We start from the raw sequence: 20551 nt of genomic DNA, 5'->3' as shown, positions 1-20551 counted from the left end.
TAAGAATTGCTTCTCATTAGTTGGGGGTTTGTCACCACTCAGCGGCGGCGACTCAGAAAACAATACACGCCCCCCAGCGGCCGTGCAAATCGGCTGCCGAAGGGCGTGCATGCAGGACTCAGAGGTGCTAGGGAACCAGTACCTCAACAGTGGCCAGGTTCTTCTTACCCCTGCGCAGGAGCAGGTACTGGCCGTGCAGAAGTTCAGACTCCGAGATCACGGCCTCGGGATCGGACACCTTCTCGTTGTTCACGTAGGCGCCACCCTCCCCTACCGTTCGTCGAGCGGCAGATTTGCTTTCGGACAGACCGGACGCCACCAGCAGGTCCACAATCCCCATCTCATCCACCTGCACGGTGGTGGTGGGCAATTCGGAAGTGGCGGCCTGGAGGGTTGCCTTGTCCAGGGCAGCCAGGTCACCGTTTCCGAACAATGCCGCGGAAGCATTGATCACCTTTTCGGTGGCCTCCACGCCGTGCACCAGTGAGGTCACTTCGAAGGCGAGCTTCCGCTGTCCTTCACGGGCGAATGGACGTTCAGCCACTGAAACGGCAATTTCTTCGATTTCGGCGCGCGTCAGGAAGGTGAACACCTTGAGCCGGTCCACCACATCTGCGTCGGCGGTGTTGAGCCAGAACTGGTAGAAGGCGTACGGGCTGCACATGCCGGCGTCGAGCCAGATGGCGTTGCCCTCGCTCTTGCCAAACTTGGTTCCATCGGAGTTGGTGATAAGCGGGGTTCCAAGGGCGTGGACGCTCTTGCCCTCGACTTTGCGGATCAGTTCCGTACCGCTGGTGAGGTTGCCCCACTGGTCCGAGCCGCCGGTCTGCAGGACGCAGCCGTAATCGCGGTAGAGCTGCAGGTAGTCCATGCCCTGCAGGATCTGGTAGCTGAACTCGGTGTAGCTAATGCCCTCATCGGAGTTCAGCCGGGATGCCACGGCGTCCTTGCGCAGCATGGTGCCCACGCGGAAATGCTTTCCCACTTCACGCAGGAAGTCGATGGCGCTCAGCGGCGCCGTCCAATCCAGGTTGTTCACCATCCTGGCAGCGTTGTCTCCCTCGAAGCTGAGGAAGCGCTGCACCTGGGCCTGGAGGTAGCCAACCCACTCCGCCACCGTGTCCTTGGTGTTCAAGGTGCGTTCCGCCGTCGGACGCGGGTCACCGATCATGCCGGTGGAACCGCCCACCAGTCCCAGCGGCTTGTGGCCGGCCAACTGAAGCCGCCGCATGACCAGCAACTGGACCAGGTTGCCCAGGTGCAGGCTCGGCGCGGTGGGGTCGAAGCCGCAATAGTAGGTGACCGGCCCGTTGGCGAGGAGCTTTTCCAGCTCTGCTTCGTCAGTGGAGACATGGACCAGCCCACGCCACTTCAGTTCCTGCCAAATATTGGCGAAAGTGGGGTCATTGCGCTGCGGTTCGAGGTTGTTCAGTTCAGGCACGCTTCCTAAGTTAGCAGTAACGCCGAAGGCGCCGTCAGCCGGCAATCCCTGGCGGCACCGGTTCCGCTGCAATCAGCCGCAACCGTTGAGTGGCGCGGGTCATGGCCACGTAAAGGTCCCCCACCTTGCCGTGCTCGTGGTTGAGCATCATCGACGGTTCCAGGACCACTACGCCGTCGAACTCCAGGCCTTTCGCCTCACGGGGGCTGATGACCACGATGTCCTGCTCGTAGCTGCCGGCCCCACTGCCGATCCGGCGCCCGTACACGGCACGCAGTGCTGATGTGGCCTGGGGCAGCAGGTCACCATCGGCAATCACGGCCAGCAGGCCGCCGTCGAGCGCTTCAAGCTCCTCCGGAAGCACCTCGACGAGCCGGTCCACCACGGCACCGGGAGAGACTTCGTCGATGATGGGCTCCCAGCGGCCTTCCCGGACGGCCTTGGGGGCGGAAACAACAAGCCCGGCGGCGTTGGCCATCCGGACAGCTGCCTCGGCGATCTGCGACGGCGTACGGTAGTTGACGGTCAGCTCCTCCAGCTGCCAACGGTCCCCGAACATCGGCGCCAGTGCCCCCTGCCAGGAGTTGGCTCCCGCCACAGAGCTGGTCTGCGCGATGTCACCGACGATGGTGAAGGACTTCAGCGGGCAGCGGCGCACCAGCAGCCGCCACTGCATGGGCGACAGCTCCTGGGCCTCATCGACCACGATGTGCCCAAACGCCCAGGTGCGGTCGCTGGTTGCCCGCTCTGCGGCTGTCTGCCGGACATCCTGCTCCCGGTTCTGCTCGGCCAGCTCTTCGGCCGACATAAGCGGGTCCACCCCGGCGGCCTCCATGTTTACCAGGGTTTGCTTGGCGTTGGCCAGGTCCCGGGCACGGTCGTGCTCCTGCTGGGCCAGCCCGCGCCCGGCCGCCGGATCCAGCTCGCCGAGCAGTTCGGCGGCCTCGTCCAGCAGCGGCACGTCGGACTCGGTCCAGGGAGCATCAGCAGGCCGCTGCAGCAGGGCGCGCTCCGCCGGGGTCAGGTTGGGGGTGCAGAACTCCAGTATTTCCGGCTTGCTGAAGAGATCGGTAATCAGCTTCTCCGGCGTCATGGGCATCCAGCAGAGGTTCAGGGCGATCCGCACGTCCCGGGCAGTGCGGACGTCCTCCGCAAGGTAGGAGCGGTCCGCGTTGTTGCCGATGTTGCCGGCCTCGACGAGCTCGGTCATCTGCTCGGTCAGCTCGCGCAGCAGGATTTTCACAAACGTCACGCGTGCCTCGTTGTACGGCTTTCCGGTGGCGCGTGCACGTTCCCGGGCCCGGCGGACCTGGCGGGGCGTCAGCGTGAGCTTGCGTCCGTCCACTTCGAGGATCCGGTTCTGGGCAGGGACGCGCATGCGGTTGGAGACGGCGTTGGCCACGATGGCAGCCATGTCCAGGCGCCCCTTGATGGCGGCCACGGCCGCGTTTGCTTCGGGCACGGCGTTGATGCCGGGCATCAGGCGGCCGACGCTGGCCATGACCACGCCGGTCTCGCCGAGTGAGGGCAGCACCCGTTCGATGTATTTCATGAACGACGACGACGGGCCCACCAGCAGCACGCCTGCACTCTTGAGGCGGTCGCGGTGGGTGTAGAGCAGGTAGGCGGCGCGGTGCAGGGCCACGGCGGTCTTGCCCGTGCCCGGCCCGCCCTGGACCACCACGGCTCCGGAGATGGAGGAGCGGATGATGCGGTCCTGTTCGGACTGGATGGTGCTGACGATGTCCGACATGCGGCCTGTGCGCTTGGAGTTCAGCGCAGCCAGCAGGGCGCCTTCGCCCTGGAGGGACTCGGCGTCCGTGAGCATGGAGGCGTCCAGGACATCGTCTTCAATGGCCTTGACGTCGCGTCCCTGCAGGATCAGGTGCCGGCGGCGGCGCACGCCCTGCCGGTCAAAGGCTGTGGCCTGGTAGAAGTGCCCGGCCTCGGGGGCGCGCCAGTCCACCATCAGCCGCTGCAGGTCCTCGGTGGTGAGCCCGATGCGGCCGATGTACTGTGCTTCCCCGGAGTCCAGGTCCAGGCGGCCGAAGACCAGCCGGTCATCCACCGCGTCCAGCTGCGCCAGGCGGTCCTCATACAGCGCGGCGAACGCGTCACGTTCTGAAACGTTCTGCATGGTGCCCACGGCTCCGGCACGACGGACCTGCGCCAGCTGACGGCGCTTTTCCTCCCGGAGTTCCTCCAGCCGGGCGTACAGGCCGGCAACATACTCCCGTTCGTGGGCCAATTCGGCATCGAGCATTAACGTTCCCCTATCGCGAAAGACAGACCGTCCATTCTACTACCATTTCGATTAACGCTTGTGAAACGTTGCGCCGGGCGGCGCATCTGCCATCCGCTTCCGGGCACGGGGCTGCGCCGCCTTGTATTTGGACACCGTGGGGTCGCCGGTGAGCCAGAACCGCCAGGCGTACTCGTCCGAACCTCCCGCTCCTGCCACGCCCACCCGCGGGCCGGAACTGACGGGACCGCTGGCGCCGGAGGGAAGCTCCAGGCCGAAAGGTGGAGCCAGCGCGTCCCGGCCGCTGTCCGCCGTCGTCAATCCCAGCGCCTTGGCGAGACGGGCAGGCCCGCTGGCCAGGTCCGCGGGACTTTTCGACGTCGGCCGGCGCCGCTGCGCCAGTTCCAGCCCGTCCACGATTTCGCCGGCCCGGAGCAGAAGGGCGGAGGCGACGCCGGCGGGACCGCAGACGATGTTGGTGCAGTGGTGCATCCCGTAGGTGAAGTAGACGTAGAGGTGCCCGGCGGGACCGAACATGGGGGCGTTGCGGGGTGTCGGGCCACGGTAGGTGTGCGAGCCGGGATCCGGGTGCAGGGAGTCCTCGGGTCCCATGTAGGCCTCCACCTCGGTGAGCCGGATGGAAACGGCGCCGTCGCGTGACTCATGGGTCAGCACGGCGCCCAGCAGCTGCGGGGCGAGCTCACGGGCGTCGGCGGACAGGAAGTTCCGCAACCCGTCCGCTCCCAAAGTGCTTTCGTTCATTACTTGACCTTACCCAGATGCTGCGGATTTGATCCTCGGTGAAGCCTGGCCTGGCGAAGTTTTGCCCCCTCCACGCCCATGTCCGATTTCCGCTAGTAGCAGCGAACCCGGGCTGGCAGGATGGAGGAATGGACTTCTGGCAGCGCTACCGGGCAATCGATGCCCGCGACCCCCGGTTCGACGGCCAGTTCTTCACCGCCGTCCGCAGCACGGGGATCTACTGCCGCCCCTCCTGCCCGGCCCGGACACCCAAGGCGGCGAATGTGACGTTCTACGAGACGTCCGCGGCGGCCCACGAGGCAGGCTACCGGGCGTGCAAGCGTTGCCTGCCTGAGGCTGTGCCGGGCACCCCGGCGTGGAACGTGCGGCAGGACGTGGCGGGCCGCGCCATGCGGCTGATCAACGACGGGGTGATCAACCGGGACGGGGTGGCAGGCCTTGCCGCCCGGCTGGGTTATTCGCCCCGGCAGCTCAACCGGATCCTGGGCCAGGAACTCGGTGCCGGCCCCCTGTCCCTGGCCCGCGCGGCGAGGGCCCAGACAGCCCGCACCCTGCTGGTGTCCACGTCCATGAAGCTCGCCGACGTGGCGTTTGCCGCCGGCTTCAGCAGCGTCAGGCAGTTCAATGAGACCATCGCCGAGGTGTTCGCCATGACGCCCACGGCCCTTCGTCAAACGTCCCGGCACCCTTCGCGTGACGGCGGCACGACGGCCCTGACCCTGGGCCTGCCCTACCGCCCGCCCTTCGACCCGGGTATCTTCTCCTTCCTTGCAGTCCGGGCCATTCCCGGAATCGAGGAAGGGACGGCCACCTCCTACGCCCGGACCCTGCGGCTCCCCCACGGCGACGCGCGCTTCCGCGTGGAGTACGACGGCGGCACCCGGGAGCGGCAGCTGACACTCACCGTCGGCGCGGTGGACCTGCGCGACCTTCCGGCGCTGCTCAGCCGCGTGCGCAGGCTGTTCGACCTCGACGCCGACCCGGAAGCCATGGATTCCGCCCTCGTCGCCGACCCCAGGCTCGCTGCCTCCGTCGGTGAGGCGCCGGGGATGCGGATGCCCGGCGCGCTGGATCCCCAGGAGCTGCTGGTCCGGGCCATGGTGGGCCAGCAGGTCACTGTGGCGGCGGCCCGTACCGCGTTGACCCAACTGTCCGCGGCCGGCAGTCCCTCCAGTGCTCCCGGCGAGGGCCTGGACCGCTTGTTTCCCACCCCGGCGGAGATCGCGGCGGGGAGTCATTTGCTCCGCGGTCCACGGCGCAGGATCGAATCGCTGGTGCAGGCCGCGGCCGCGATGGCTGAAGGACACCTCGAGTTCGGATACGGGGACGACCTGGCCGGCCTGCGCGCCAAACTGCTGCCCTTGCCCGGCGTGGGCCCATGGACCGTGGGATACGTGGCAATGCGGGTCCTGGGCGCACCGGACGTCTTCCTTGCCAACGACGCCGCGGTCCGGAACGGGATCCGCGCCCTCGATAATGGAGGCAAAGCCAATGGGGACAACACCGATGGGCACAGCGCCCTGAGCCCCGACTTCCGCGAGACCAGCCCGTGGCGTTCCTACGCCACCATGCACCTTTGGCGCGCTGCTGCCCGGCCCGCCCTGACAACCGCCGCTCCTGGGAAAGGGATGCCATGAAAGCCCAACTGCTGCAGCTGTCCACGCCGGACGGACCGTTCACCGTCCTTGCCCGGGACGGCGTGGTCCTTGCCTCGGGCTGGACGGCCGGCCTTGCTGAACTGACCGGGCAGGTCCATCCCGCCCTCCGCCCCGAGACCGTGGAAGAGGTGGCGGACCTCGGGGACATCTCTTCCGCCGTCGAGGCCTTCTACGACGGCGACCCCGCCCCTGCCATGGCCGTGCCAGTCCTTCAGCAGTCGGGCCCGTTCCGCGTCCACGCCTGGGAGGTCCTGCGCCAGGTCAAGCCGGGTTCGCCCGTCACGTATACCGAGTACGCCGCCTTGGCCGGTAACCCGGGCGCTGTCCGGGCCGCCGCCAGCGCCTGCGCCTTCAACGCCGCGGCGCTGTTCGTTCCCTGCCACCGGGTGATCCGGACGGACGGGTCGCTGGGTGGCTTCCGCTGGGGCCTGCGCGTCAAGGAGAGCCTGCTGGCCCGGGAAGCGGGCTAAGCGCTCTTCTCCCCCGAGCGCGAGATGGCATTTAACGGCAGTGTTGCGCCGCGGCATTGCCGTTAAGTGCCATCTCGCGGAGAGGCTGGGGGCTGGGACTGCTACTTCGGTTCCGGCATTGCCGACGGCCACGGCCGCAGGGTGGGAAGATCCGTACTGTCCCCGGCGGCAGTGGCACGGAGGCTGTCCAGGGACGGCTTCCGTCCGGCCAGCCAGGCGGCGATGTCGGTGACCATGCCGCTGACGACGACGGTGCTGCCGCCGGCTCCAAGGGCCAGCGGCGGCAGTGCCACGGGCTGCAGGACCAACCTGGTTTCGGCCGGCACGCGGGCGGCCAGGAAGTCGAACAGGTGGGAGCAGAACTCCCGGTTCCAGGTTTCCGGTCCCGTGCCGCTGTCCAGGTCCGCGGTGTGGATGACCAGTTCCCGCCAGAGCGCCAGCCCCGCGTCGAAGATCACTCCGTCGCGGAACGCGATGCGCGTCTGCCACTCATCCTCGCCGAGGGCGTCGAATGCGGCCAAGGCCCGCTGCAGCGCGGCGTCCACGTCCTGCCGGTGCTGCGCAAGGCTGTGCCCGGCGGCGAGCTCGATGGCCCGGTTGCGGCCTTCCACGCCGCCGTCGTAAAGCTCCACCTTTTCGCCGCGCCGACCGTATTCCACTTGCCGGGCCAAGGCTTCGCAAATGCCGGCGATGTGGGCCAGGAGGTGTCCGCGGCTCCAGCCGGGAAGGGTGGACGGAGCGCGTTCGCCGCCGTCGGGGATCCGGTCCAGTCCGGCTGTCAATGCCGTGGCGGCCTTGTGCAGTTCAGCCAGCAGACCGGCAGGAGAAGGAGAGGTCATGCGGCCAGCCTAGCGGAGCGGTCAGCCCAGCGGCTGTCCGTCTGCGCCGACACGGTGGCGGACGTGGTTGCCGTCGTTACTCGCCTGCCAGAACTCGATCTCGATGGGCTGCAGGGCGTAGAGCTGCCAGTGCGGGTTGTCGCTGCCATCGGCCCGCGGCCGCTCATGCCAATCGACGGCGGATGCTTCGGCGGAGAGTTCGGCCACGGCGCCAGCCACGCGGACCTGCCGCCCCAGGCCGGGCCAGTAGAAGTTCATCGCGGCCCTGGGCGACTCCGCCAGTTCCCGGCCCTTCCGCGAGGTGCGGGACGTGGCGAAGTGCCAGCCGTCGTCGTCAATGTTCTTGAGGATCAGCATGCGGGAGGACGGCTGGGGACCATCATCCGACCGCGCGTCCACCGTGGCGAGGCTGAAGGCGTGCGGCTGCTGCTCCCCCGCATCGAGCGCCTCGTCCAGCCACTGCTTGAAGAGCAGCGCCGGATCCTGCGGCGCGTTCTCCGGGACGAAAGACGGCAGGTCGGACGGAAAATCAGGAAGCGTGCGGAGGAACTTGCGTAAGGTTTCGCTCATGGGGCCAGCCTAGCGGCGCGCCAGCGACCGTAACGCCCAACGCCCGCTCACTTCTTGCAGCTTAAAGGGCGACGCCCGCTCACGTTCCTGAGGAAAGTGAGCGGGCGTCTGCCAGCAACAGGCCGAAAGTGAGCGGGCGTTTTAGCCTGCGTACTCCCGCACGCCGGCGAGCTCGCCTTCCAGCGCGGCCAGCTGGCGTTCGACGGCGGCTGGTGCCGTACCGCCCTGGGAATTGCGGCTGTTGAGCGAGCCCTCGGTGGAGAGCACGGTCCGGACCTCGGGCGTGAGGTGCTCCGAGATGGCGGCGTACTCTTCGTCCGTCAGGTCCCACAGCTCAACACCGCGGGACTCTGCCTGCCTAACGGCGGCACCGGAGAGCTCATGCGCCTCGCGGAACGGCACACCCTGGCGGACCAACCATTCGGCGATGTCCGTAGCCAGCGCGAAGCCCTGCGGAGCCAGCGATTCCATCCGCTCCGTGTTGAACGTCAGGGTGGCGATCATGCCGGACACGGCAGGGAGCAGCAGCTCCAGGGTGTCCGCGGCGTCGAAGACCGGCTCCTTGTCCTCCTGCAGGTCGCGGTTGTACGCCAGCGGCAGGCCCTTGAGCGTGGCCAGCAGGCCGGTGAGGTTGCCGATAAGGCGCCCCGCCTTGCCGCGGGCCAACTCCGCCACGTCCGGGTTCTTCTTCTGCGGCATGATCGAGGACCCGGTGGAGTAGGAGTCATGCAGCGTGACGAAGGAGAACTCCTTGGTAGCCCAGAAGATGACTTCCTCGGAGATCCGGGACAGATCCACACCGATCATTGAGCAGACCCAGGCGAACTCGGCGAAGACGTCGCGGGACGCGGTGCCGTCGATTGAGTTGTGCACGGCAGAGAAGAAGCCCAGGTCCGCCGCCACCGCCTCCGGATCGAGGCCCAGCGAGGAGCCGGCCAGCGCGCCTGAACCGTAGGGCGAAACACCTGCCCGCTTGTCCCAGTCCTGCAGCCGCTGCACGTCGCGCAGCAGGGCCCAGGCGTGGGCCAGCAGGTGGTGGCTGAGCAGGACGGGCTGCGCGTGCTGCAGGTGGGTGCGGCCGGGCATGGCCACACCATGGTGTACCTTCGCCTGCTCCACCAGCGCGTCCACCGTGGCCAGCACGCCGCCGGCGATGATCCGGGCGTGGTCGCGCAGGAACATCCGGCCCAGGGTGGCCACCTGGTCGTTCCGGGACCGGCCGGCGCGGAGCTTGCCGCCCAGCTGGGCACCGGCCCGCTCGATCAGGCCGCGCTCCAGGGAACCGTGCACGTCCTCATCCGACTCGGCGGGGAGGTACGCGCCGGAGGCCACGTCCTCGTCCAGCTGCGTCAGGGCGGACAGCATGCCTTCCAGCTCGGCGTCGTCCAGCAATCCGGCCTTGTGCAGCACACGGGCGTGCGCCTTGGAGCCGGCAATGTCGTACCGCGCCAGCCGCCAATCGAAGTGCGTGGACTTGCTCAGCGCTGCCAGGGCGTCCGCGGGGCCGCCGGCGAACCGGCCGCCCCACAGCGCGCCGGCGTTTGTCGCCTCCGTTTTTTGCTCAGCCACAGGGGCTACTTCCCTGCGACGCGGATGTCGCGGCGGGCGGCAACCTTGGCGGACATGCCCCACAGTTCGATGAAGCCCTTGGCCTGGGACTGGTCGAAGGTGTCACCGGTGTCGTAGGTGGCCAGCGAGAAGTCGTACAGCGAGGTGTCGGAGCGGCGTCCGTTGACGATCGCCTGGCCGCCGTGCAGGGTCATGCGGATGTCGCCGGAGACGTACTTCTGGGTGTCCTCGATAAAGGCGTCCAGGGAGCGCTTGAGCGGCGAGAACCACTGGCCGTCGTAGACCAGCTCGGCCCAGCGCTGGCCAACGGTGGCCTTGAAGCGGGCCTGCTCGCGTTCAACAGTGATGTCCTCGAGGTGCTTGTGCGCGGTGATCAGCGCCATGGCGCCGGGGGCTTCGTAGATTTCGCGGGACTTGATGCCCACCAGGCGGTCCTCGACGACGTCGATGCGGCCCACGCCCTGGGCGCCGGCGCGGCGGTTGAGTTCCTTGATGGCCTGGAGCGGGGTGACCTTGACGCCGTCGATCGCGACAGGAACGCCGGCTTCGAAGGAGATGATGACCTCATCCGGTGCCGGCGGGAACTCCGGGGTGGCGGTGTAGTCGTAGATGTCCTTGGTGGGGGCGTTCCAGATGTCCTCGAGGTAGCCGGTTTCCACGGCGCGTCCCCAGACGTTCTGGTCGATGGAGTACGGGTTCTTCTTGGTGGTCTCGATGGGCAGTCCCTTTTCCTCGGCGAAGGCGATGGCCTTGTCGCGGGTCAGGGCGAGGTCGCGGACCGGAGCGATACACTTCAGGTCCGGGCCCAGGGTCTGGATGCCCACTTCGAAGCGGACCTGGTCGTTGCCCTTGCCGGTGCAGCCGTGGGCCACGGTGGTGGCGCCGAATTCGCGGGCAGCCTTGACCAGGTGCTTGACGATGACCGGGCGGGAGATGGCGGAGACCAGCGGATAGTGGCCTTGGTAGAGGGCGTTGGCCTTCAGGGTGGGCACGCAGTATTCGTTGGCGAACTCGTCGGAGGCGTCGGCCACGTAGGCTTCGACGGCGCCGCAGCCCAGGGCGCGCTGACGGATGGTTTCCAGCGATTCGCCGCCCTGTCCGACGTCGACCGCCACGGCGATGACCTCGGCACCGGTGGCTTCACCGATCCAGCCGATGGCGACGGACGTGTCCAGGCCGCCGGAGTAGGCCAGCACAATGCGTTCAGTCACTTTAAATGCTCCTTGTTGGGGGTTGGTTGATTCTTTGTCTTCAAGCTTATTGCCCGGCTTCCTCAGCCATTTGCAGGAAGCGGGCGGCGAGGTCCTGGCCGCCCAACGGGTCGCGGGAGACCAGCAGTACGGTGTCATCACCGGCGATAGTGCCCAGGATGGACGGCATCACCGAGTGGTCGATGGCCAAGGCCAGGAAGTTCGCGGCACCGGGGGGAGTCCGGAGGACTGCGATGTTGCCGGACGCCTCCGCGGTGACCAGCAGCTCGCTGCACAGCCGGGCCAGCCGGGCGTCCAGGATTTCCTGGGTCACACCGCTCTTGGCGCCACGCTCACCGCCTTCGCCAGGCACCGCGTACACCAGCACGCCTTCCTTGCCGCGCACCCGGACAGCGCCCAGCTCGACGAGGTCGCGGGACAGCGTGGCCTGGGTGACCTGGACGCCGTCGTCCGCCAGCAACGCCGCGAGCTCCGCCTGGGAACGCACGGACTGCCCGGTGAGGATGGCGGTGATGCGCGCCTGCCGGGCGGTCTTGGTGGCCGGGCTGGTGCCGGGGGTGGACGGCTGGGCGGACACTAGAACGTGCTCTCTCCGGTGCCTTCGACCGGGGCCAGTCCGTCGACGAACGCCAGGCCCGAGCGGTGCATCAGCCAGGCCATCAGCGCCTTCTGCGCGTGCAGCCTGTTTTCCGCTTCGTCCCACACGATGGACTGCGGGCCGTCGATGACGTCGGCGGAAATTTCGTAGCCGCGGTAGGCGGGAAGGCAGTGAAGCACGACGGCGTCATCCGCAGCCAGCGCCATGGCGTCAGAGTCCACGGAGTAGTCCCGGAACAGCTGCATCCGGGCTTCCTTTTCGGCCTCCTGCCCCATGGAAACCCAGGTATCGGTGGCTACAACGTCGGCCCCCTGCAAAGCTTCCTTTGCGTCGCTGGTGATCAGCACGGAACCACCGGTTTCGGCCGCGCGGTCCTCGGCAGCCGCAACGATGTCCGCGGCCGGGAGGTAGCCCTCCGGTCCGGCGATGCGGACGTGCATCCCGGCCGTGACGCCGGCCAGAAGGTAGGAGTTGGCCATGTTGTTGGCGGCGTCGCCCAGGTAGCTCATGGTCAGTCCCTTGAGCTGGCCCTTGTGTTCCTTGACGGCCAGCAGGTCCGCCAGGAGCTGGCAGGGGTGGTAGTCGTCGCAGAGGGCGTTGATGACGGGCACCCTGGAGTTCTCCGCCATGGCCACCAGGCCGGCGTGGGCGCCGGTGCGCCACACGATGGTGGAGACCATGCGTTCGAGCACCTTGGCGGTGTCCTCCACGGATTCCTTGTGCCCGATCTGCGCCTCGCCGGGGTTGATGATCAGGGCGTTTCCGCCCATGTCGGCAACGCCGGTGGCGAACGAGACGCGGGTCCGGGTGGAAGTCTTGTCGAAGATTACGGCCACGGTTTTGCGGCCGCTGCCTTCGGCGGCGTACGGCTGGACGCTGTAGGGGGCTGCCTTCATTCGGGCAGCGAGCTCCAGGACTTCGGCCTGCTCGGCCGGGGAGAGGTCGGTGTCCTTGAGGAAGTGCCGGGTTGCGGTGGTCACTGGGCGTCCTTAGCTGCTTGGAGGATTGCCGGGAAAGCGGCGAGGAAGGTGTCGGCCTGCGCCGTGGTAAGGATCAGCGGCGGTGCCAGGCGGATGGTGCGCGGGCCGGGGCTGTTGACGATGAATCCGGCGTCAAGGGCGGCCTGCACGACTGCCGGTGCCACGTCGGCGTCGAGGTCGAACCCTATGAGGAGCCCTTCGCCGCGAACCTCGGTGACGCCGGGGATGGCAGCCAGCGCGGAACGCAGGTGTTCCCCCACCGCCGTTGCGTTGGCGAGCACGTTCTGGCTTTCGAGGGCGTGCAGGGTGGCAAGGGCGGCAGCGGTCGCCACCGGGTTGCCGCCAAAGGTGGTGCCGTGCTGGCCGGCGGACAACAACGACGACGTCGCCTCACCGAAGGTGATGAGGGCACCGATGGGGAACCCGCCGCCCAGGCCCTTGGCCAGGGTGATGGCGTCGGGGACGATCCCGGCATCCTCGCTGGCGAGCCATTTGCCTGTGCGGCCGATGCCGGTCTGGACCTCGTCCAGGATCAGCAGGGCGCCGGCGTTGCTGGTGGCTTCCCGCGCGGCCTTGAGGTAGCCCGCGGGAAGCGGCCGGACGCCGGCCTCGCCCTGGATGGGCTCCAGGAAGACGGCAGCCACGGTTTCGTCCACCGCCGCCTCCAGCGCGGCGATATCGCCGAACGGAATGTGCACCACGCCGCCGGGAAGCGGCTCGAAGGGTGCGCGGTAGGCTTCCTTGGCGGTGAGTGCCAGCGCACCCATGGTCCGGCCGTGGAAGGCACCCTCGAGCGCGATGATCCTGGTGCGCTTGGTTCCGTCCGTTCCGGTGTTGCGGCGGGCCAGCTTGAAGGCGGCCTCGTTTGCCTCGGTGCCGGAGTTGCTGAAGAACACCTTGGAGCCGGCAGGAGCGTGGGCGAGTTCCAGGAGCTTCTCGGCCAGTGCCACCTGGGTGGGGCTGGTGAAGAAGTTGGAGACGTGTCCCAGGGTGGCCAGTTGGCTGGCGATGACCGATGTCACGAAGGGGTGGGCGTGGCCCAGCGCGTTGACGGCGATGCCGCCCAGCAGGTCCAGGTACTCCTTGCCGTCCGCGTCCCACACCAGGCAGCCGGCGCCGCGCACCAGGACCCGTTGGGGGGTGCCGAAGACATTCATCAGCGAAGAGGAGTAGCGGGACAGCCACTCGGAGCCGGCGTGGCCCGTGGTTTCCACTAACTCGGTCACTGTGGATTTTTCCATCGTGTTCATCCGTTGATCTCCTCGTCCGGGACTACCTGGGTGCCGATGCCCGCCGTCGTAAATGTTTCAAGAAGCATGGAGTGGGCCAGGCGCCCGTCCACGATGTGCGCCCTTTCCACGCCCTCGTCGACGGCCTTCAAGCAGGCTGCCATCTTGGGGATCATGCCCGACTGGAGGCCCGGCAGCATCTCCCGCAGCTCGGAAGCCGTAAGGGACGAGATCAGGGAGGACTTATCCGGCCAGTTGGCATAGAGGCCTTCAACGTCGGTCAGGATCACCAGCTTGGAGGCGCCCAGCGCGGAGGCGACGGCGGCCGCAGCCGTATCCGCGTTGACGTTCAGGACCTGCCCGGTGGGCTGGAACCGGACGGGCCCCACGATGCCCTCCCCGGCGTCGACAATTTCCGGGGCCACCGTGGAGATCACGGGGATGCGGCCGGCGTCGAGGATGTCCACGATGCCGGCGGGGTCGACGCCCACCACCTCGCCCACCAGGCCAAGGTCCACCTCTTCGCCGTCCACCACGGTGCCGGTGCGGACGGCGCGCAGCAGGCCGCCGTCTTCGCCGGACATGCCGACGGCGTAGGGCCCGTGGGAGTTGATGAGCCCCACGAGTTCACGGCCCACCTGGCCAGTGAGGACCATGCGGACCACCTCCATGGCCTCGGGGGTGGTGACGCGCAGGCCGCCCTTGAACTCGGATTCGATGCCCAGCCGGCCCAGCATCGAGTTGATCTGGGGGCCGCCGCCGTGGACCACCACGGGGTGGATGCCCACGTGGTGGAGGAAGACGATGTCCTCGGCAAAGGCGCGGCGGAGTTCATCGTTGACCATGGCGTTGCCGCCGTATTTGACCACCATGATGCTGCCGGCGAAGCGCTGGATCCAGGGCAGGGCCTCGATCAGGGTTTCAGCCTTGTCCTGCGCGGCGGACATGGTGGTGTTTTCACGCGTCTGGGTGTTCATGGTGTCACTTTCCACAGCGGTTTGGGCTTGGCGGGTTTTGCCCGGGCGGTGCTCCTAGCTGGAGTAGGCGCTGTTTTCGTGGACGTAGTCGTGGGTGAGGTCGTTGGTCCAGATGGTTGCCTCGGCATCGCCTGCCTGCAGGTCAATCTCCACCAGGACCTCGCGGGGCTCCAGGTCCACCAGGCTACGGTCATCGCCGATGCTGCCGTTGCGGCAGATCTGGACCCCATTCATGGCGACGTTGAGCTTGTCCGGCTCGAAGGCGGCGTCCGTGGTGCCGACAGCCGAGAGCACGCGGCCCCAGTTGGGGTCCTTGCCGAAGATGGCGGTCTTGAACAGGTTGGAGCGGGCCACGGAGCGGCTGACGGTCTCGGCGTCGGCTTCGCTGGCGGCGTTGAATGTGCGGATGGCGATGTCGTGGCTGGCTCCTTCCGCGTCGGCGATCAGCTTCCGGGCCAGCTCCGCGCATACCTGCGTGAGCCCTGCACCGAAGTCCTCGGCGGACGGGACGGCTCCGGAAGCGCCGGAGGCAAGCAGGACAACCGTGTCGTTGGTGGACATGCAGCCGTCCGAGTCGGCGCGGTCGAAGGTGACGCGCGTGGCGTCGCGGAGGACGACGTCGAGCATTTCCGGCTGCACCATGGCATCGGTGGTGAGGACCACCAGCATGGTGGCCAGGCCGGGGGCCAGCATGCCGGCGCCCTTGGCGATTCCCCCGATGCTGAATTCCTGGCCGTCCGCGTCGGTGCCGATGAAGAGGGCCGACTTGGGCACGCTGTCAGTGGTCATGATTGCGGTGCCGGCATCCGCTCCGCCATCAGTGCTGAGGGCCGCGGCGGCAGCCTCCACCCCCGGCAGGATCTTGTCCATGGGCAGCTGCTCGCCGATCAGGCCGGTGGAGCAGACGAAAACGTCCGTGGCGGAGATGCCCAGCACCTCGGCTACTTTTTCCGCTGTGCTGTGGGTGTTCTGGAAGCCGGTGGGTCCGGTGCAGGCATTGGCTCCGCCGGAGTTGAGGATGACGGCGTCCACGCGGCCGTCGGAGACCACCTGGCGGGACCAGTGCACGGGCGCTGCTGCGACGCGGTTGCTGGTGAAGACGGCGGCGGCGGCCTTGGAGGGTCCGTCGTTGACGACCAGGGCGAGGTCCGGGTTGCCCGACGCCTTGAGTCCGGCGGTAACGCCGGCTGCCCGGAATCCCTGGGGTGTGGTGATGGTCACGGGGCTACTCCCTGCAGGTTGAGGCCGGCGGTTTCAGGCAGGCCGAGTGCGATGTTCATGGACTGCACGGCGCCGCCGGCCGTGCCCTTGGTGAGATTGTCGATCACGCAGGTGACAATGACCCGTCCCGTGTGGGCATCGAAGGCCAGCTGCATGGCTGCATGGTTGGAGCCCTGGACCGACTTGGTTGTGGGCCACTGGCCCTCCGGCAACAGGTGGACGAAGGGCTCGTCTTCATATGCCTCGGCCCAGGCCAGGCGCAGTTGCGCCGCCGTGGTGCCGGCCTTGACCTTTGCGGTGGCGGTGGTGAGGATGCCGCGGCTCATCGGAGCCAGCGTGGGCGTGAAGGAGACCGTAACCTTTTCCCCCGCCGCGTTGGACAGGCCCTGCTCGATTTCCGGGGTGTGCCGGTGTCCGCCGCCCACTCCATAGGGGCTCATCGAGCCCATGACCTCGGAACCGATCAAGTTGACCTTGGCGGCCTTGCCCGCACCCGAGGTGCCGGACGCGGAAACAATGACGACGTCGTCGGGCTCCAGCACGTGGCCAGCGAACCCGGGAGCCAGCGCCAGGAGGGCTGAGGTTGGGTAGCATCCGGGAACGGCGATGCGGGTGGCGCCCTTGAGGGCTTCGCGCTGGCCGGGCAGCTCGGGAAGCCCGTAGGGCCAGGTTCCGGCGTGGGCGGAGCCGTAGAACTTTTCCCAGGCGGCCGGGTCCTCGAGGCGATGGTCGGCGCCGGCGTCGATCACCACCGTCCCCTTCGGCAGCCGGGCCGCGATCTCAGCAGAGGCCCCGTGCGGCAGCGCAAGGAAGACGACATCATGGCCGGAGAGGTTCTCCACCGTGGTGTCCTCAAGGAGGCGGCTGGCAAGTCCATGCAGGTGCGGCTGCAGCTCACCCAGGCGGGAACCTGCGTTGCTGTGGGCCGTGATGGCGCCGATGGTCACCCCGGGATGTCCGGCCAGGAGGCGCAGGACCTCTCCCCCGGCATAGCCGCTGGCTCCCGAAACCGCAACAGAAATAGTCATACTCCGACTATACAGCAATAGTTATGCACTGGTATCGATAATTATGCATACGCTTTCCTGTGATGAGGACAGCAGTTGCCGGGCAGGCGTTCCCTGTCCCTAGGATGGTTTCGGCAGCCGGGGCCGGAGACGCCGGGCCCCGCGAAAGGAGAGCCATGACGCACGCAATCGTCGCACGGGAGGCAGGCGGACCGGAAGTCCTCGACTACATGGAAGTGGAGCCGCCCGTCCCAGGTCCCGGACAGTTGCTCTTCAAGGTCGGGGCGGCCGGCGTCAACTTCATCGATACCTATAAGCGCAGCGGCACCTACAAAGTGCCCTACCCCTTTACGCCCGGGTCGGAGGCAGCCGGCACGGTCGAAGCGGTGGGCGAAGGTGTTACCGGCTTTGCCGTGGGTGACCGGGTGGCCACAGCGGAAGGCATTGAGTGCTATGCGGACTACGCACTTGTGGATGAGGACGCAGCCCTTCCGGTCCCCAAAGGACTGGACATCTTCACTGCCGCAGCACTGCCCCTGCAGGGCGTCACTGCCCACTACCTCATGAATTCGACGTTCAAGGTGGAGCCGGGCCATAAGGTGCTGCTGCATGCGGGGGCGGGCGGCGTAGGGCTGCTGCTGATCCAGATGCTGAAGGCACGAGGGGCGGAAGTCCTGACCACTGTCTCCACCGACGAAAAGGAACAGTTGGCGCGCGACGCCGGCGCGGACCACGTGCTGCGTTACGACGGATTTGCGGAGCGGGTCAGGGACATTACCAGCGGGACCGGCGTGGACGTGGTGTACGACGGCGTGGGCAAGGACACCTTCGACGGTTCCTTGGCGTCTTTGCGGGTCCGCGGAATGCTGGTGCTGTTCGGTGCCGCCTCGGGCCCGGTTCCGCCCTTTGACCCGCAACGCCTCAACGCCGGGGGTTCCCTTTTCCTGACGCGCCCCACCATGGGCCACTACCTGCGGGATGCAGCGGAGCGGCGCTGGCGCTCTGACGAGATTTTTGCCGCCGCCGCGGACGGCAGCCTGAAGGTCCGGATCGGCGCCCGCTACCCCTTGAGCCAGGCCGGGCAGGCGCACCGCGACCTCGAGGGCCGGAAGACCACCGGGAAGGTCCTCCTGGTGCCCTGACACATGGTCAGGGGCCACACTGGCCGAACATTGGAAAGTCCCCGCAACCCATCAGGGTTGCGGGGACTTCCGTTTTCGAGGGGGTGCCGCTAGCGCTGGACGGCTCCGAAGCGCTCGGCCGCAAGTGCAACTGCGCTTTCGCGGGCTGCCGAGGCTTCGTCTGCGGTCAGCGTGCGATCGGCGGCCCGGAAACGGAGCCCGAAGGCCAGCGATTTCTTGCCTTCCTCGATACCCTTCCCTGCGTAGACGTCGAACAGCGCCACGTCTTCCAGCAGCTCACCGGCACCTTCGCGGAGTGCGGCGAGAACCGCGTCCGCCGGCACGTCGGCCGGGACCACGAGCGCCACGTCCTGGGTGGCCACCGGGAACGTCGAGATGTGGCGCGCCACAATCACGTCGGGTGCGGCCTCGAACAGCGCGTCGGCGTTGATCTCAACGGCAACCGAACGGGCGGGCATGTCCGAGGCTGCCAGCAGCTTGGGGTGCAGTTCGCCGGCGTACCCCACGGTCTCACCCGTCCGCAGTGCAAGCCTGGCGGTGCGGCCGGGATGGAATGCCTGGTGGCTGCCTTGGCTGACCACCAGGTCCACGCCGAGGACGTCGCCGGCAAGGCGGGCAACGTCCAGCGCATCGGCCCAGTCCCATACGCGGGGTGTGTGTGACGCGGCGGCCGGGGAATCGTGGCCGGTGAGGACGGCGGCCACGTGGAACGGCTGGTCCGGGACGCCGTCGAACAGGTCGTCCAGCACCTCATCGGAGGGCTTGACTCCGAGCGGCGGGATGGAGGCTGTGCCCACGCTTTCGCCGGGGAGGAACACCAGGCCCGATTCGAAGAGGGCCAGGTCGCGGAAGCCGCGCGAATGGTTCCGCTTGGCCACCTCGATCAGTCCGGGCAGGATGGACGTGCGAAGGTAGCCGTGCTCCTCGCTGATGGGGTTGGCGAGCTTGACGGCGGTCCGCTCCGCGCCCTGCTCCGCCACCCCAAAGGTGTCGTTGGCGGTCTTGGACACGAACGGGTACGCCAGGACCTCGGTGAGGCCGAAATCCGCCAAGGCCTGGATCAGGCGCCGGCGCTGCTGCTGGACCCTGGTGAGGCCGCGGCCGGGAGGGGCAACCGGAAGCGTGGCGGGGATCTTGTCGTAACCCACCAGCCGGGCGATCTCCTCGGTGAGGTCTTCCTTGGTCTCCAAGTCGCTGCGCCAGCTGGGCGGCGTAACGGTCCAGCCGCCGTCGTGCTTTACCACCACGGCGCCCAGGTCTTCAAGGGACGTGACGATCTGTTCCTCGGTGAAGTCGATGCCGATGCGTGCGGCAGCGAAGCCTGCGGGCAGATCGATCGTGATGGTTTCCGGAGCAGTGCCGACGTCGGTGCCGGCTTCGTCCGCCGTGCCACCGGCCAGTTCCACCAGGAGGTCCACCACGCGCTGCGCCGCTACGCCGGCCACCTGCCAGTCCACGCCGCGTTCGAAGCGCTTGGATGCCTCGGACGGCAGCTTGTGCCGGCGGCGCGAGCGCCCGATGGAGACCTCGTCGAAGTGCGCGGACTCTACGAGGATGTTGGACGTCGAGTCCCCCACCTCGGTTGCCGCGCCGCCCATGACGCCGGCGATGCCGATGGCACCGGAGTCGTCGGTGATGAGCAGGTCCTCGGCGTCAAGGGTGCGCTCCTTGCCGTCCAGCGTGGTGATCTTCTCGCCCGCCGCGGCCCGGCGCACCACGATGTCCCCGGACAGCTTGTCCAGGTCGTAGCAGTGCGTGGGCTGGCCCAGTTCCAGCATCACGTAGTTGGATATGTCCACAGGCAACGAGATGGAGCGGATGCCTGCCAGCCGGAGCCGGGACACCATCCACTGCGGGGTGGGCTTCGTGGCGTCCACGCCACGAACCGTGCGTGCCACGAAACGGTCGCAGCCGGGCTTGCCGTAGATGGGGGCATCGTCATTGAGCTTGATGCCGTAGCCGCCGGAAAGCTCCGCCGGAGCCTGCACCCTGGATGCGGGATCCGTGAAGGCGGTTCCGGTGGCGTGCGCATATTCACGGGCCACACCGCGGATGGAGAAGGCGTAGCCGCGGTCCGGGGTGACGTTGATTTCCGCGGCCTGGTCGTAGAGGCCCAGCAGCTCCATGGCGTCGGTACCCACTTCGGGGTCCAGCCCGATGCGGGACAGCACCAGGATGCCGTCGTGGTCCTCGCCGATACCCAACTCGCGGACGGAGGCGATCATCCCGGCCGAGAGGTGCCCATAGGTCTTGCGGGCCGCGATGTGGAAGTCGCCGGGCAGCACGGCACCCGGAAGGGTGACCACTACCTTGTCGCCCTCAACGAAGTTGTGGGCGCCGCACACGATGCCCTGCACACCGGAGGGGTCAATGCCCTTGCCGGTGAGCGTCTGCTCCTGCCCCTCCGGGACCACACGGACCTGGCACCAGTTAATGGTCTTGCCGTTGCTCTGCGGTTCCTTGACAATGCTCAGGACCTGGCCCACCACGATGGGACCCTGCAGGGTATCCGTGGGGCGGTGGACCGCCTCCTCCTCGAAGCCGACCTTGACCAGCTCTGCCATGACGTCTTCGGCCGTTGCTTCGGCCGGTACTGCCGCGAATTCACGCAGCCAGGAAAGTGGGATACGCACTG

Annotated in this window: 17 protein-coding genes; 3 read left to right on the top strand and 14 right to left on the bottom strand. The window is 67.6% G+C overall.

The features are described from left to right. Positions 1–127: 127 nt before the first annotated feature. From tyrS to LFT46_RS07785, 3 genes are read right to left on the bottom strand one after another with little or no spacing between them, the layout of a single operon-like run. A complete protein-coding gene (gene tyrS / locus LFT46_RS07795; RefSeq protein WP_236801973.1) occupies positions 128–1441 on the bottom strand; it encodes a tyrosine--tRNA ligase in 1314 nt (437 codons plus the stop codon). Between the two features lie 34 nt (positions 1442–1475). Beyond that, complete coding sequence (locus LFT46_RS07790; RefSeq protein WP_236801972.1) at positions 1476–3704, bottom strand: HelD family protein; 2229 nt, start codon at positions 3702–3704, stop codon at positions 1476–1478. Between the two features lie 51 nt (positions 3705–3755). Beyond that, positions 3756–4445, bottom strand: a complete 690-nt coding sequence (locus tag LFT46_RS07785) for a DNA-3-methyladenine glycosylase (protein ID WP_236821759.1) — start codon at positions 4443–4445, stop codon at positions 3756–3758. Between the two features lie 128 nt (positions 4446–4573). On the opposite strand from LFT46_RS07785, the gene LFT46_RS07780 reads away from it, so the two are divergent. Then, entirely contained in the window at positions 4574–6082 is a 1509-nt protein-coding gene (locus LFT46_RS07780; protein ID WP_236801970.1) for an AlkA N-terminal domain-containing protein, read from the top strand. Beyond that, positions 6079–6573, top strand: coding sequence for a methylated-DNA--[protein]-cysteine S-methyltransferase (locus LFT46_RS07775; protein WP_236801969.1), 495 nt, complete (start codon positions 6079–6081; stop codon positions 6571–6573). Before LFT46_RS07780 ends, LFT46_RS07775 begins: the two co-directional genes overlap by 4 nt. A gap of 101 nt (positions 6574–6674) precedes the next feature. Here the strand turns inward: LFT46_RS07775 and LFT46_RS07770 are convergent, their stop codons facing one another. From LFT46_RS07770 to argC, 10 genes are all read right to left on the bottom strand, one after another. Next, on the bottom strand, positions 6675–7412 hold the full coding sequence (locus tag LFT46_RS07770) for a maleylpyruvate isomerase family mycothiol-dependent enzyme (RefSeq protein ID WP_236801968.1): 738 nt from the start codon (positions 7410–7412) through the stop codon (positions 6675–6677). Positions 7413–7433: 21 nt separating this feature from the next. Further along, a complete protein-coding gene (locus LFT46_RS07765) occupies positions 7434–7982 on the bottom strand; it encodes a pyridoxine/pyridoxamine 5'-phosphate oxidase (protein WP_236801967.1) in 549 nt (182 codons plus the stop codon). Between the two features lie 141 nt (positions 7983–8123). After that, complete coding sequence (argH, locus tag LFT46_RS07760; protein ID WP_236801966.1) at positions 8124–9551, bottom strand: argininosuccinate lyase; 1428 nt, start codon at positions 9549–9551, stop codon at positions 8124–8126. Positions 9552–9556: 5 nt separating this feature from the next. Beyond that, positions 9557–10762, bottom strand: coding sequence for an argininosuccinate synthase (locus LFT46_RS07755; protein ID WP_236801965.1), 1206 nt, complete (start codon positions 10760–10762; stop codon positions 9557–9559). A 46-nt stretch (positions 10763–10808) separates the two neighbouring features. After that, a complete protein-coding gene (locus LFT46_RS07750) occupies positions 10809–11339 on the bottom strand; it encodes an arginine repressor (RefSeq protein WP_236801964.1) in 531 nt (176 codons plus the stop codon). Continuing rightward, positions 11339–12340 (bottom strand): ornithine carbamoyltransferase, encoded by a 1002-nt coding sequence (gene argF / locus LFT46_RS07745; RefSeq protein ID WP_236801963.1) that lies wholly within the window; start codon positions 12338–12340, stop codon positions 11339–11341. The genes LFT46_RS07750 and argF overlap by 1 nt, the downstream gene beginning before the upstream one ends. Continuing rightward, positions 12337–13590: an acetylornithine transaminase gene (locus LFT46_RS07740; protein ID WP_236801962.1), complete on the bottom strand. Its 1254-nt coding sequence runs from the start codon at positions 13588–13590 to the stop codon at positions 12337–12339. The genes argF and LFT46_RS07740 overlap by 4 nt, the downstream gene beginning before the upstream one ends. Continuing rightward, positions 13587–14546: an acetylglutamate kinase gene (argB, locus tag LFT46_RS07735; protein ID WP_236801961.1), complete on the bottom strand. Its 960-nt coding sequence runs from the start codon at positions 14544–14546 to the stop codon at positions 13587–13589. The genes LFT46_RS07740 and argB overlap by 4 nt, the downstream gene beginning before the upstream one ends. Positions 14547–14600: 54 nt before the next feature. Further along, positions 14601–15767 carry a bifunctional glutamate N-acetyltransferase/amino-acid acetyltransferase ArgJ gene (argJ, locus tag LFT46_RS07730; protein ID WP_236801960.1) on the bottom strand — a complete coding sequence of 389 codons (1167 nt, stop codon included), beginning with the start codon at positions 15765–15767 and terminating at the stop codon, positions 14601–14603. Continuing rightward, on the bottom strand, positions 15764–16795 hold the full coding sequence (gene argC, locus LFT46_RS07725) for an N-acetyl-gamma-glutamyl-phosphate reductase (protein ID WP_236821758.1): 1032 nt from the start codon (positions 16793–16795) through the stop codon (positions 15764–15766). Before argC ends, argJ begins: the two co-directional genes overlap by 4 nt. A 155-nt stretch (positions 16796–16950) precedes the next feature. Here argC and LFT46_RS07720 point away from each other — a divergent pair, with 155 nt between their 5' ends. After that, positions 16951–17916 (top strand): quinone oxidoreductase family protein, encoded by a 966-nt coding sequence (locus tag LFT46_RS07720; RefSeq protein ID WP_236801958.1) that lies wholly within the window; start codon positions 16951–16953, stop codon positions 17914–17916. Between the two features lie 89 nt (positions 17917–18005). Here the strand turns inward: LFT46_RS07720 and pheT are convergent, their stop codons facing one another. Then, entirely contained in the window at positions 18006–20549 is a 2544-nt protein-coding gene (gene pheT / locus LFT46_RS07715) for a phenylalanine--tRNA ligase subunit beta (protein ID WP_236801957.1), read from the bottom strand. Positions 20550–20551: the final 2 nt, after the last annotated feature.

It is taken from the genome of Arthrobacter sp. FW306-07-I (assembly GCF_021800405.1).
GTDB lineage: Bacteria > Actinomycetota > Actinomycetes > Actinomycetales > Micrococcaceae > Arthrobacter.
This window is presented reverse-complemented; position numbering and strand designations above follow the sequence as displayed.